Below are 13,488 nucleotides of genomic sequence, written 5' to 3'. Positions count from 1 at the left end.
ATTTTGGAAATAACTGATAACACATCTTGAGCATATTGATTTATTAATCCTCAACAATTATCGAATCCAGCTGATTCATCCTGAATTCTTCTACCACGTCCATAAATTCTTTATTATGTATTGGATTTTCGGTCATTCCAAACAGATGACTTGTACAATCGCAGTCGGAGCAGCCAAATTTTGGTACGTCCCACACGGCAATGGCGCGCACCGCATCAGCCAAAGCACATTCAACGCTCACTTCTACATCAGGGTCTGGTATGCTCGGCATGGATGGGTATGGTTCATGGGTGAAGCTCCAGCTTTCAAGAGGCAGACCACTTGTACGAATTGGCACGGCCGCTATCATTTCGCAGTAACCGCGGAAGTAATCGAGGTGCCAGTGCATTTTCTTGCGTTTTCTCTTATGGCGCTCAATGCGTTTCGTAAGGTTCGCCTTGGCGGAGCCGACGTACATGTAATAACCTGCATTAAAATGCATCATGCCCTTGGAACCGATTTCGAGGTCCAGTTCATGGTCAAGGTGCATCACCATGATGTACACGCCACTATCGTGCGCTTCGCTATCGAGAACATAGCTCGGATAGGTGCAGGCGCGCGTCACGGTAGGCATGGTGAAAGTCTCATCCCACGCTACAGCAACGGCTTTCCAGTCGAGGTACGGAGCTACTTCTTTAAAGGTCGTAGCAAATTCTAAATCCGTATGGTAATCTGGCAAGAACCATTGAGCTTGGTCCCATTGTACAAGGAATAGTACACCCGTATGGTAGCCTTCATCTTGAAGCTCCCGTAAGTGCAATAAATGCTTGCGTCCCCGTTCTGTAATGGCATCGGGGAACATGGCACCGGTCTTGGAGAACAAGGTACAAGACTTAACCTCTAGTAAGAACTCCTCACCTTCGTCATTGGTGAGAAGCAGGTCAAAGCGTGATGTCGCACCATGTAGTTTTACGGTATATTCACGCCGTACAACGCGCCATTGTTCCCACCCAGGGATGAGTTTATGTTCAATCAAATGTTGAGCCACATCATTACTATAATTCGTGTCGAGCATGATAACCACGCCATCCCGCTCAATACCTACAACGCGGTACTTCGTCTTCGCATCAGGCTTATCATGAGGCACGATATACATCGTGACACCGGTAAATAACAGTTCCCACATACGACCTGGATTTGGTAAATGAGCAAGTACGCTTTCACCATTAAGATCCAAAGTCACCACAAACCGATTGGGCCGGCCTGTATAAGTTGCTTTCAAAATTGTATCGTATAGAACCTTCATCGTTCCTCCTACATCAAGATAATTCTAGGTTCATTATACAACAAAACGGGCCACTCCGAAGAGCGGCCCGCTGGGAGGCGTCATATGACAGGTTCCGAGGCTATCATATGACCAGGGATAAGATATTCATCGCATAACAGCGATAGTTGTGCTAAGCACAGATGGGATAGAATTATCTATGCATTAGCGATATGTTGTTTTATTGCAAATCTTTACTTTGCGTAGATACTTCACTGGCAGAGGTAAAGCTTGCCAATGGAGCGTCGCCAGAGCCTAAGATTACCTTGTTCGCTACTAGCGCATTAGCTGCCGTTTTAGCTTGTTCCAAAGTAAGGCCAGTGCGAGGTCCACTAATTGTGATCGATGCGCTTTTACCATCGACTGTAGCAAATTTAAGATATACCACACGTTTATCAGCCATGTTGGGCACTCCTTTCTGATTCATATACATAGGGATGGGAATGATCGCGATAGGTCCACAGGGTTTGGATTACTACGAACCTTCACGCAGCCATTATGTGCTAACTATTATGAGTGAAAGCACATTAATGACCAAGGGATACTTCGTTGACGCGTATTACGTCAGCAATGGTGTTCTCATAAAGACCAGCCAATGCAGTACCGACGATTTTAACCGCATCATCAGTAGCTTCTTCAGCGACGCGTGTGAAAGTGACGTCTTTGTACTTCGGCTTTTCTTCCGTACCGATATTAAAACGTAACACTAACTTTGTGCGTTTTAGTTCAGCCATCTGATCACCTCCTTTCACCTATATACATTCCAAAAGGAGGCTCGTGACAAGCAAATTCGTTTCAAAAAGAGGAATAATATTTTTACCCCTGAAAAAACGACCCCAAATCAAGGTTTAGGGCCGTACTTTTGTATTTAGTTTCACGTGAAACAGTGCCAAAAATTTTTGTTTTTTTGTAGCTTGGGACACATTATTTTATTGTAAAATGAATTATACTAGTATATGTAATTTGGAATGATGATAACAATCATTTCATATCGATCTCTTACTAGCTCTCTAGAGCATGTATCGTTTGGACGTACACCGTCAAAACACATCGTCTCTAGCATGTGCTAATAGGGGCTTTCACAGTGAAAATATATGATAGAATATAAGTAGTTCATTACAATTTAGAGGGGATTACAATGGCTCAAATCGCAGGAAATTTACAACGAATTAAAAACGGCCAACGCCGTTATGCTATTACACCGCGTGTTCCAGCGGGTTTTATTCAACCAGATCAATTGCAAAAATACATTGATGTGGCGAACAAATTTGGCGCAGTTCTTAAACTAACTGGCAGCCAACGCATTATGATTACGAATTTGAAAGCTGAGGACGTAGATGCCGCTTGGGAAATGCTCGGCATGGAACCGGCGTACATGGTGTCCAACCGCGTGCGCAGCGTCAAAATTTGCCCTGGCACAACGTTCTGTAAACGGGCTAAACAAGACAGCGTGCATCTTGGCATGCAATTGGAACGCAAATATTTGTCTCAAGAAATGCCTAGCAAGATGAAAATCGGCGTGTCCGGCTGTATCAATTCTTGTACTGAAAGCCGCATGAAGGATGTAGGCGTTATCGGTTCTGTTGAGGGCTGGAGCGTTTATGCAGGCGGCAGTGGTGGCGCTCATCCACGCATTGGCGACCTCATTGCAGAGGTAACAACAGAAAAAGAAGCCCTTGCACTTGTGGATCGCATCATCGAATATTACAAAGCCAATGCTCAAATCGAACGCATGGGTGAATTTATCGACCGCATCGGCTTAGATGCTTTCAAAGAAGCTGTATTGGGCGACCTCGAAGGGGCTTCTACAGAAACGAAAGCGGCGGAACCAGTTATTAACTTGCCAGGTCACGGCAATGATCCAGAGGTTGAGACGCCAAGCCTTGAACCAGGTCAACCAATTACACCGGATACGATTATCCGCGACATCGTAGATATGTATCCGAATACAGTACCTGTACTACAAAGTATCGGCATGGGTTGCCTCGGTTGCCCATCCTCTACGATGGAACCACTATGGCAAGCCGCTGAAATCCACGGCGTTAACGTGTACGATTTGGTTAACAAATTAGAAACAGCCCGCAAAGGTGCATAATTAGAAATATATAAGGACCTATGTAAATACATAGGTCCCTTCCCCATTATCATAGAAATTTATACAAAGGAGTTTCACATGTCCGCATTTTTAGGTCACATTCACTACTGGTTATACCGTAAAATTCAATTGCTCGTAGAACGAGAAAACTTAATTCTTGAAAAAACAACAAAGGTCGTAGATGATCTTGCTGAAGAATTGCACTCCATCTCCGTAGATACATACGGCGAACCAATCAACCCTAGCATTCCATTAGAAAATATCATCGACCACAACAACATCCACGGTTGGCTTGCTAACCAAATCAACGTGGCGTCCGTCCGCGAAGCGGCTTTTATCAAAGACATGCTCGATACAAATGCTGATGAAAACGCCATCCACGTGGTTACGGCTATTCTCGATGCCTTCGCAGTACAAGGCCAAGCGTGCGGCGTCGTGGCTCAAGATAGCCTTGAAGAACATACGGCTCCTGCCATCTACAATGCCCTTCAAAACTTCTATGTAAACGGCATGCCTTGCGATGGCGGCGACCAAATCATTGAGGATAGCGCTGACCGTTTCACATGGGTTGGCGACCACCGCCTACAAGCTGGCTACTGGCGCACCGCAGGCGTGGATCCTAAATTCATGATGCTCGCATACCAAACATGGTTCGAAGCCTTTGTGAAAGCTATCGATCCTGAATTTGAGCTTATCACAACAGAAGAAAATGGCACACGCTTATACACAATCGCTAAAAAATAAATACATACCATATCGTTCGCTTATACGGTCGTAAAAAAACGAAAAATGAGCGATAAACGGGCGAAACGTACGAAAAACGAATGAAAACGCGGGCGTAAAATTTTACGCTCGTTTTTTTATGTCTAAGTACCTAATATATGTGCCTAAAAAAATTACTTTCAAAACTGTAGCTATAGACACAGAATTGATAAGAAATATCAGTTATAATAAAAGCATAGGATAAATCATTATTCATATACTTTCAAATATAGGAGGTGCAGCATCATGGCAGGCACAGTAAAAAAAGATTTAGGTCTATTATTCCAAGGCCCTAACTACGTAATCGTGAAAAAAGGTGGCAAAGCAGGCGAAAAGGTAGAAAAACACAATCACCCTGAAGCCAATGTTATCTTCACTGTCGTAAAGGGCACAGTTCAAGTATTCCTTAATGAAACAGAAGAACATGAACTCGTACCGGGCCAAGTTCTTGAATTTAACGGTGATAACTACATTCAAGCAACGCTTGTTGAAGATAGCGAATTTATCGTAAACCTCGTTCATAAACCTGAATAAGATTATATAGATAACCTCCTCCTCTCATTAGACTCTATATAAAAAGCACCTATACGTGGTAAGTTACATAAAACAGTAACTATTACCATATATAGGTGTTTTTTTTTACATTCTTTGACCTAATAACTTAATTTCATAACCATATTTCTATAGAATATAGTTTTATTACTTGCAGTAGCTTTCATAAGATAATATACTAATTACATAAGAGAGAAAGAGGGGATCTACATGACACGCGAAGATTTAGAAGCCTATATTCACAATCAATTTGAGGATACTACTACCAATATGCCTTGGACGCAGTTTCCACATTATAAGGTATACCGCCATCAAGGTAATCATAAATGGTTCGCCCTAGTCATGAATATTACCACCGATAAATTAGGTTGGTCGAAAATTAGACCCATCGACGTATTAAATATCAAATGCGATCCAACCATGATCGGTGCCTTTCGCAAGGAACCGGGCATATATGCGGCCTATCATATGAATAAGGCTAACTGGCTAACTGTTTCGTTGGATGGTTCCGTGCCTACTGAAAGAATAAAAATGCTCCTCGACATGAGCTATCGATTAACTAAATAAAATACTAAATTCTTCATTCACCCATTTACCATACAAAATAAAACGAGCTTAGATTGATTCTAAGCTCGTTTTGTGCTTTTACATAATATAAAAATATCAAATATCGTTCAGTTATACTCGTAACATCATAGATGCACCTATTAAAAGTACAGTATATACAATAGCAATGATAATAATATGCATCGATGTGGTCCTTAACATTTGGCGGTATAATCCAAGTGAACAAAGTATATAATATAGGGCCAATACAAATGTAATGAGGCCCAAAATAAATTGAACGCCAAACGCAATCATACCGGCTCCGGCAAGGCTTAATACAACAACAAGTACCGCACCGAGTAAGGACAATACAGTTATAGGTAAATCAAAGGCCATCGCATACGAAACAGCCATAAACGTGTCCTTAAACGTAACATCACGATTACTAGTGGCTTTCACATAAAAATGGGCCAATATGAACCAAAGCCCTTTTAGGAAAACCCATGCAAAAATAAAGCCTAAAATCGATATAATCGTATCGAGCATGGTTACAGGCGTGATGAAAAAGATAATAATATTTTCCACCACCGACAAACCGAGCATAATGCCAAACAAACACAACATAAAAACTAGCGCTTGATCAAACGTACCATGCTCCATAATATACGGAATCCCCTTAGACCGAGGATACCGCATCAAACTCCAACAAACCTGCATAATCGACATAATTAAAACCTCCTTATCCCTTTCTCCCTACAGTCTAAAAAAATAATATTTTATGTTTGATTTAGAGAGAAAAAAGACACCCTCCTAAAAACGACTTTGGCCCTGTTCCAAAGGAACAGACCCGGCCGGTGGAGTTTTTAGGAGGGTGTCTTTTTACCTATCGCCAAAACGACATTAAAATATTATTTTTTTAGACGTTTAATTACTTCATCTGTAATATTTTCAACGTTACTGTTTGCATCAGCTGCGCGGATTGTGTATGGGTCGTCTAATACAACGTCCATTTTCTTTTCAACGCGAACGGATTCGATAGCGTTGTGAATGTTTTGCATCATAGGTTGTGCAATTTTATTCACTTCGTCATTTTCTTTTTGTAACAATGGAGCTACGGATTTATTGAATTCTGCTTCTGCTTGAGCTTGATCTTTAATTTTGTCGATTTCTTGCATTTTCTTTTCAATTTGTGGACGGTATTGTGCATCTACTTGTTGCATTTTCATATCAAGTGCACCGTAACCAGGATAGCTATTTACAACTTGACTCATTTGCACCAAACCAATGTTAGCAGCGCTTGCCACAGCAGTGGTAGCGGAGATAGCACCAACGATAGCTAATGTTGTCAATTTTTTAGTTAATTTCATTTGAGATCCTCCTGAACAGTAAAGTTTCATTACACAAACATGTAATGCACTATTTTTACTATATCAAATCTAACTTGCTTTCACAAGTAAAAACCCTCTAAAAATAAAGATAAGATATAGCATCTAATAATTAAATTGTATACTATTAAATAATAATAAGGATCCATGAATTCATCATGAACCCTTATTAAAAATTTACTATCTATTATTGTTCGTCATTAAGATAGATGTATTTATCGGATTTCAATTTGGACACGAGGTCAGGCACCAAGCCGATAAGGCGATCAAAGCTGCTGCTGTAAGGATTGCCTTTAATGTTGAACAACTCGATGCGTTCGCCTTTGATTACGAGCACAGCGCTTGGTTCCATGCGAGCGCCGCCGCCACCGCCGCCACATTCATGGTTCTTGCCAGATGTGTTGTGGTTTGTGCCAGTGCCGAAACCAAATGTTACGTCCACAAATGGAACCAATGTAGTATCGCCGATTTGCACCGCTTCACCTACTACAGTTTCCACCTTAATCATATTTTTGAACTTCTCAAAAAGGACTTCTAAATTTTCTTTTACGTTACTGTTCTCCATCGTAGTACCTCCACTGATGTCAACTATGCGTTAGCGGCTTGTTCCGCTTTCAATCGTTCTAATTCTTTCTTTTCTTTGCGCTTAACCCAAACGACCTTGACCGTTTCAGCTATGAGTGCACGCATTGGTTGCGAAAGCACGAATCGCGTGCCGTGCCATGCCAACGCGCCTAGGATTATACGCCCTTTAATATGGCCGCTGCCTTCTAAATGCCAATGTAAATAATCGATTTCAATATGTTCAGCCTGTTCAGGCCAGATACTGTACAACATCGAAGCAAGCATGCCACCCTTAAAAGGATCACCGATGCCGATACGCCCTTCAACGGCCATATCCCGTGGTTTAGAATGGTCATAACACCGCTTAGAAACAAGCAATAATTGACGCCACAATTCCGTATTCGTCACATGTTTCATAAACCAAAAGGTTGGGATTTTCGATTTAAAGTTGGCCACCGGATCGTTAGGATCTGGTTTTTGAAAGCGCGATTTCACGCTATCTTTTAAACCGTCAATTTTCGCAAATACCTTTTCTTTTACGGTGCCATCACTATTGAAAGTGACCTTTTCCACCACTTCATCATCAGGTTTCATCGTCGGGTTATCGCGGATTGAATCATATTGTGCAGCCCGCGCTTCAGCGCCCTTATTGTCATCCTTAGATGCGTCCACACGCTCAACGCGAACTTGTTTACCTGGCTCATCCGAAGATGCCCCTGCACTGCACGTAGCATCTAGGCTTTCACCAGAAGCACCAGCAGTCGTCGGCCCAGTCGGTTCAGTGCTGCCCTGGCCACCGCCTTGCATGGCTTTCATCATTGCTTCCGCTTGCGCAGCCATCGGATCATTTTCAAATTCGTCAACAGCCTTCTGATATTCGTCATCAACCCGTTGTTGAATCCATTCGTCGTATTCTTTCACAGGGCCTATTTTCTGCATACCTAATAGATAAAGTTCTTTAAAAAATGGTTTGCCCTGGAAATATGCGAGATGCAGCGACAGCACGCGCCATAGCCATTTGACCGACAATTCTACGCGGTACGGCGTCCTGCCGTTCCATTCGATGCTATATGTGATTGGCGTTAGTAGGATAATCATGATCAGCGCTACGATGAGAAGCACTACGACGAGTGCTACAATAGCGACTATACTCAACCACATCACCTCCTTAGGTTATGGGATTTGTGAAAGTATGCTCTAATTTTCAATGCCCTTGCGAGCCATTACACCTTGCATGTAATAATGCTTAACTTCCTTCATTTCCGTCACAAGATCGGCTGCGTCAAGAAGTTCTTGCGGTGCCCCACGCCCCGTAAACACAAGTTCAGTTTCCGGATTGCGAGCCTCTAATAGAGCCTCCGTCTTTTTCCAATCAATGAGTTCAAAGAACAAAGCCATGTTATATTCGTCGAGAACCACCAAATCATAGTCGCCGCTAGATACAGCCTCTAACGCGCGTTCATAACCCTTTTCAATAAGCGCTACATAATCCTTAGGCGGATTGCCCGATTCAAATACAACTACCTCATCACCCCATTTGGCGAGTTCATCCTTGCTCTTCATGCCTTCCTTGATGATAAAAAACGGTTTACCTACAGTTTCTAATGTAATATTTTTAAGGGTCGGTAAAATATTATGTTCACTATACACTTTAGACTTCATGAACTGTAAAAATAGAACCTTTTTGCCAGCGCCTATAGCACGTATAGCGAGGCCGATAGCAGCCGTCGTTTTACCCTTGCCTTCGCCGGTATAAACTTGTACATAGGCCTTCATAGATATACCTCCGTTCATATACCATAATTGTACAATATTTATAGACGAAAAGGAATAGATATCCTTATTATGCAATATAGTCCATAAAAATCTGTTCCTTATTACAATTACATACATAAACATAAGGGCTGAGGGGGCCGAAAAAACTCCACCGGCCGGGTCTGACTACGGCCTTCGGCCTTCGCAGGGCCAAAGTCATTTTTTCAGCCCCCTCAACCCTTTTTATTAGTATACAAATCATATATGAGGAACAGATTTATTACCTGCCTTAATTCACAAAAAGGATATCTATTCCTTCCCTATACAATAATCGTAGCAATTATGGTATATGAATCACTACCAACCCAGCCGTTTGGGAAGAAATGCAATGAATACTTGTTACATAGGTTCCCCTCTCCCACCAGTTTAATAATTAAAATATAGCGTAGAAAAGGAGCACCCTCCAAAAAACAACTTCGGGCTCCTCCTTATACTTAAGTTGTCCAATGGTATTTCATGCCAATTAGTCAACTAAATTCGGATAGAAAAAAGATAGACCCCTCTTGAAAATGATTTCGGGCTCCGCGTAAGCGCAGTAGCTTTCCTCATCCCGCCATTTTAGTAATTAAAATATAGCGTAAAAAGGGGTACCCCCTGTTCGAAAACGACTTCGGGCTCCGCGTAGCGCAGTAGCGTGTCGGCTTTCGAACAGGGGGTATCCCGTCTTATAGCGTATTTAATTACTAATTGGCAAAAATACCATGGGATCAACCGCGGACCCATTAATCCGCACTTCATAGTGTACGTGTGCGCCAGTACTTTTACCAGTACTGCCCATAACGGCAATGACTTGGCCTTGTTTAACGGTCATACCCGGTGTAACGAGAACGGCGCTATTGTGGCCATAGCGGGTCACAAATCCGTTGCCGTGATCGATTTCCACGAGGTTACCATAACCACCTTCGGTGTAGCCAGCGAATGTTACGGTACCCGCTGCGGTTGCAACGATAGGTGTGCCGTAATCATCGGCGATATCGACACCTTCGTGGAATGCGCTAGCAGCGCCGGTCACAGGATCGACACGGCTGCCATAAGGCGATGTAATAACGCCCTTACTTGGCCAGATGCTTGGTGTTGTACTATTCGTATATCCACCAGAACCTGTGGTGTAGTTCAATTGTTGCAATGCAGCAATGTCTTGAGCCCCACCGTCGCGCAAGATGTTGCGCATCGTGTAGAAGCTAACTAATAATTGTTGTGCATCCTTATCTAATTTAGATAGTCTTGCTGAAAGTTGTGCCGCACTTAGCGTGGGACTAGTCTCATCGCTAGCGGCTTCCTGCTTTGGGTCAGAACCGTCTCCTCCACCTTGAGATGGCGTGCCGGACTCAGCACCCTTCAACATTTGTTTATTTTCTTCACTAATTTGATTTAAGTTTTGGATTTTCTTATCCAACACTTCTGTTTTTTGTTGTAACAGTTTTAATTGTTCTGTTTGCAATTGTGTTTGTTGACGCAATTGAACGATTTCCGCTTGTCGTGCAATGCCCCAAATGGATAAAACAAGTGCTGCTACAAATAAGATTACAGCCACTACAGCTACAATCTTCGCTTGTTTATGACTCAATGTAATGGTGCAGTTATCACCATTATGAGACACTACAGAACTCAAAATACTTGGTACTTTCAAAATGCCTTCCTTACTTTTAATCATTCCTCAACTCATCATGCATGTGCATTCTATACGAACACAGCAAAGCAATTTGCCTATTGAGAATGGATAACGCTCGCTAACGCTTCCTCATTCGTACGTTCCCCAAGCGCTTCGTTTAAACTTTCCAATTCCTCTTGTGAAAGATTAACGAGACTTTTACCTTTCACAATTGGTTTACTGAAAATACGAGAGTCATTTCGGCCATAGATACTGGAAATGCAAACCCCATTATTATTGCCGTCAAGCAATGTAAGGGCAAAAGACAAATCGTTGCCGATATTATCAAATGCATTATACTTCTTAAAGCCGATTTTTTGCAATGTGTTGCCTTGAATATTGCGAATTTGAGTTTGTTCCTCAATCATATCCTGCAATCCCTTTGCGGCCTCGCGAATTTCAGTGATTTCTACTGAAAGTTTACGTTCTAGGCTAGCCCCATTTTCACCTTGCATGAAGAAATTGAACTTCTTCGTTAAGCTCCCCAATCTAATGTGTAGGATGATGCAATATACCAATAAAATAACGGCTAATGCACATCCTAATACACCGATATAGGGTTGTATAGATTCTAACATTCAAAACCCTTTCTATCTAATTCGTCCATAAATGGACTAATAGCACGTTCTAGTATACCATGTAATGACGCAATAAGTACACCATAATTCACAATAGGCGTACCTCGCACAACGGCACAATCAATGCGCCGTAACACCTCGCGACGCGTCAACATACACGCTCCGCAATGGATGATAAGATCATAACCGCTCACATCCTTAGGGAACGCGCCACCACTGGTAAATTCAAGCTGTAAATCCGTATGCCCCTTCTTTTTGAGCCACATCGGAATTTTAACGGTTCCAATATCATCGCATTGGCGACGATGCGTGCAGCCCTCACTAATGAGCACACGCGCTCCTGGTTTTAAGTTATTAAGGGCTTTCACCCCCGTTACTAAATCCTGTAATTTGCCCTTGAACCTCGCCATCAATATGGAGAATGATGTTAACGGAATATCTGCGGGCGTCAACGCATTCACCGCCTCAAAGGCTTGCGAATCGGTAATAACGAGTTTTGGTTTTTGTGAAAGCTTGCTTAGCATGGTCGGCAATTCGTCTGTTTGGCATACCAAAGCAAGCCCCTTATGATCTAAAATCTCACGAATTGTCTGTACTTGTGGCAAAATCAAGCGTCCTTTTGGTGCCGCCGAATCAATAGGACATACCAAAATGATAGTATCCCCTGGATCAACTAACCCTTGTAATAGAGATTGCTCGCCTTCTACATCGAGCGGTGTTAACCCTCCTAGCAAATCGAGCAATGTAAGACGATCCCGATTTGATGTAAAATCCGTAGCGCCTACGACAGTAGCAATGGCTGACAAATCGGGATACGCATCTACATAATTTTGGTTAGCATCATTACTTTCATTACCATTACTATCATTGTCATGATTGCTTTCACTATCAGAAACATTAATTTCATTGATGAATAATGCGATAGGCACATTATTTTGTTTCAATTTAGTAAGCCACATCATATCGTCTGCTGTTGGCGGTTCGTCATTACGCAATACATAGACAGCGAGATTGATTTTTTTAATAACCTCTTCGGATTTTTCAATGCGAAGAGCGCCCAGTTCCGATGTATCGTCAATACCAGCCGTATCGGTGATAACCACAGGGCCTAGAGGCAATATTTCCATAGATTTGCTAACAGGATCGGTCGTAGTGCCTGCCACCTCAGACACGAGGGATACAGGTTGATCCGTTAACATATTAATTAAGGTCGACTTGCCCGCATTACAACGGCCAAAAAAGCCAATGTGTACGCTGTTAGCCTTTGGTGTTTGTTCCATTATACGCGAAACTCCATTGTTTCTTCATGTTCTGTGCTCTCTTGAGCATCCATATACGCAATAAGACGTTCTAATTCAGTTTCAGAGCTGAAAGCAATTTCAATTTTACCTTGTACCTTCTTTCCAGCTCTAAATTTAATAGATACAGGAGAACCTAGACTCAACTTTAAGCGATCTACCAATGCACGAACTTCTGCTGTATCATGTGGCTCTGTAGTGTCTTTAGACTTAGTCTTTTTAGACATCATTGCTTTCACGAGCTGCTCTGCTTGACGCGCGCTTAACTCACCTTCTTTAATGCGTTCTGCTGCTTCTACTTGTTGCGCTGCACTACGCAAAGCCAACAAAGGTCTAGCTTGACCAACGGTCAAATCGCCTTCAATCAAATCCTTTTGAACTGATGCAGCTAATTTCAAAAGGCGCATCATATTAGCAATATACGAACGACTACGTCCAAGACGTGCAGAAATCATCTCTTGAGTTTGCTTATACGTATTCATCAATCCTTGATACGCTAAAGCTTCTTCAATTGGGTCCAAGCCTTCACGTTGTAGATTTTCTACCAACGCGACTTCTGTCATTTCCTCCGTATTATAATTTTTTACAACTACAGGAACTGTTTCTAGGCCCACCATCAACGCAGCTCGATAACGGCGCTCTCCGGCTACAATTTGGTATTTATCCTTTTGCTTGCGAACGACGATTGGTTGAAAGATACCTAGATTCTTAATAGATTCAGCCAAAGTAGCTAAACTTTGGTCATCAAAATTCTTACGTGGTTGATCCTCATTAGGAATTACATCCCCTATAGGCAACTCGTGAATCTCACGTTCAGGCAAAGCCGTTTCTATGGACTGCTCTCCCATCATTGCCGCTAATGTTTTTCGTTCCTTTTTCTGTTTCATCGCCATAATTAACCCCAATCTATTAGTACTTTCACACTGCATATATAAAATG

Annotated in this window: 16 protein-coding genes; 4 read left to right on the top strand and 12 right to left on the bottom strand. The window is 42.3% G+C overall.

From position 1 onward, the window contains the following. Positions 1-43 precede the first annotated feature (43 nt). From sfsA to O3617_RS06245, 3 genes are all read right to left on the bottom strand, one after another. Complete coding sequence (gene sfsA, locus O3617_RS06255) at positions 44-1,285, bottom strand: DNA/RNA nuclease SfsA (RefSeq protein WP_371449178.1); 1,242 nt, start codon at positions 1,283-1,285, stop codon at positions 44-46. Between the two features lie 199 nt (positions 1,286-1,484). Then, on the bottom strand, positions 1,485-1,706 hold the full coding sequence (locus O3617_RS06250; protein ID WP_016476269.1) for a DUF2922 domain-containing protein: 222 nt from the start codon (positions 1,704-1,706) through the stop codon (positions 1,485-1,487). A gap of 124 nt (positions 1,707-1,830) precedes the next feature. Continuing rightward, positions 1,831-2,037 (bottom strand): DUF1659 domain-containing protein, encoded by a 207-nt coding sequence (locus O3617_RS06245; protein ID WP_005375915.1) that lies wholly within the window; start codon positions 2,035-2,037, stop codon positions 1,831-1,833. Positions 2,038-2,441: 404 nt separating this feature from the next. Between O3617_RS06245 and O3617_RS06240 the strand changes: the two genes are divergently transcribed. The 4 genes from O3617_RS06240 to O3617_RS06225 all read left to right on the top strand — a co-directional run bounded on the left by O3617_RS06240 (position 2,442) and on the right by O3617_RS06225 (position 5,279). Further along, positions 2,442-3,398, top strand: a complete 957-nt coding sequence (locus O3617_RS06240; RefSeq protein ID WP_371449177.1) for a DUF1858 domain-containing protein — start codon at positions 2,442-2,444, stop codon at positions 3,396-3,398. Positions 3,399-3,476: 78 nt separating this feature from the next. Then, positions 3,477-4,142, top strand: coding sequence for a hypothetical protein (locus O3617_RS06235; protein ID WP_371449176.1), 666 nt, complete (start codon positions 3,477-3,479; stop codon positions 4,140-4,142). A gap of 264 nt (positions 4,143-4,406) precedes the next feature. Further along, positions 4,407-4,694 (top strand): cupin domain-containing protein, encoded by a 288-nt coding sequence (locus tag O3617_RS06230; protein ID WP_371449175.1) that lies wholly within the window; start codon positions 4,407-4,409, stop codon positions 4,692-4,694. Between the two features lie 228 nt (positions 4,695-4,922). After that, positions 4,923-5,279, top strand: a complete 357-nt coding sequence (locus O3617_RS06225; protein WP_371449174.1) for an MmcQ/YjbR family DNA-binding protein — start codon at positions 4,923-4,925, stop codon at positions 5,277-5,279. Between the two features lie 111 nt (positions 5,280-5,390). Here the strand turns inward: O3617_RS06225 and O3617_RS06220 are convergent, their stop codons facing one another. The 9 genes from O3617_RS06220 to O3617_RS06180 all read right to left on the bottom strand — a co-directional run bounded on the left by O3617_RS06220 (position 5,391) and on the right by O3617_RS06180 (position 13,442). Further along, positions 5,391-5,984, bottom strand: coding sequence for a hypothetical protein (locus tag O3617_RS06220; RefSeq protein WP_371449173.1), 594 nt, complete (start codon positions 5,982-5,984; stop codon positions 5,391-5,393). A gap of 182 nt (positions 5,985-6,166) precedes the next feature. After that, a complete protein-coding gene (locus tag O3617_RS06215; protein WP_005375856.1) occupies positions 6,167-6,625 on the bottom strand; it encodes an OmpH family outer membrane protein in 459 nt (152 codons plus the stop codon). A gap of 205 nt (positions 6,626-6,830) precedes the next feature. Continuing rightward, positions 6,831-7,208: a GerW family sporulation protein gene (locus tag O3617_RS06210; protein ID WP_038123670.1), complete on the bottom strand. Its 378-nt coding sequence runs from the start codon at positions 7,206-7,208 to the stop codon at positions 6,831-6,833. Between the two features lie 23 nt (positions 7,209-7,231). Further along, the gene (locus tag O3617_RS06205; RefSeq protein ID WP_371449172.1) at positions 7,232-8,362 is read right to left on the bottom strand and encodes a hypothetical protein; all 1,131 of its coding nucleotides are present in this window, start codon (positions 8,360-8,362) and stop codon (positions 7,232-7,234) included. Between the two features lie 42 nt (positions 8,363-8,404). Continuing rightward, positions 8,405-8,983 (bottom strand): cob(I)yrinic acid a,c-diamide adenosyltransferase, encoded by a 579-nt coding sequence (locus O3617_RS06200; RefSeq protein WP_301836445.1) that lies wholly within the window; start codon positions 8,981-8,983, stop codon positions 8,405-8,407. Between the two features lie 715 nt (positions 8,984-9,698). Next, positions 9,699-10,676, bottom strand: a complete 978-nt coding sequence (locus tag O3617_RS06195; RefSeq protein WP_371449171.1) for a M23 family metallopeptidase — start codon at positions 10,674-10,676, stop codon at positions 9,699-9,701. Positions 10,677-10,729: 53 nt separating this feature from the next. Continuing rightward, positions 10,730-11,251: a DUF4446 family protein gene (locus tag O3617_RS06190; RefSeq protein WP_016476263.1), complete on the bottom strand. Its 522-nt coding sequence runs from the start codon at positions 11,249-11,251 to the stop codon at positions 10,730-10,732. Further along, positions 11,245-12,531: a [FeFe] hydrogenase H-cluster maturation GTPase HydF gene (hydF, locus tag O3617_RS06185; RefSeq protein ID WP_371449170.1), complete on the bottom strand. Its 1,287-nt coding sequence runs from the start codon at positions 12,529-12,531 to the stop codon at positions 11,245-11,247. The genes O3617_RS06190 and hydF overlap by 7 nt, the downstream gene beginning before the upstream one ends. After that, positions 12,531-13,442 (bottom strand): ParB/RepB/Spo0J family partition protein, encoded by a 912-nt coding sequence (locus O3617_RS06180; RefSeq protein ID WP_371449169.1) that lies wholly within the window; start codon positions 13,440-13,442, stop codon positions 12,531-12,533. The genes hydF and O3617_RS06180 overlap by 1 nt, the downstream gene beginning before the upstream one ends. Positions 13,443-13,488: the final 46 nt, after the last annotated feature.

This window comes from Veillonella sp. 27098_8_77 (assembly GCF_041431535.1).
GTDB lineage: Bacteria > Bacillota > Negativicutes > Veillonellales > Veillonellaceae > Veillonella.
Note: the sequence above shows the minus strand (reverse complement) of the source record. Positions and strands in the feature narration are given on the sequence as shown.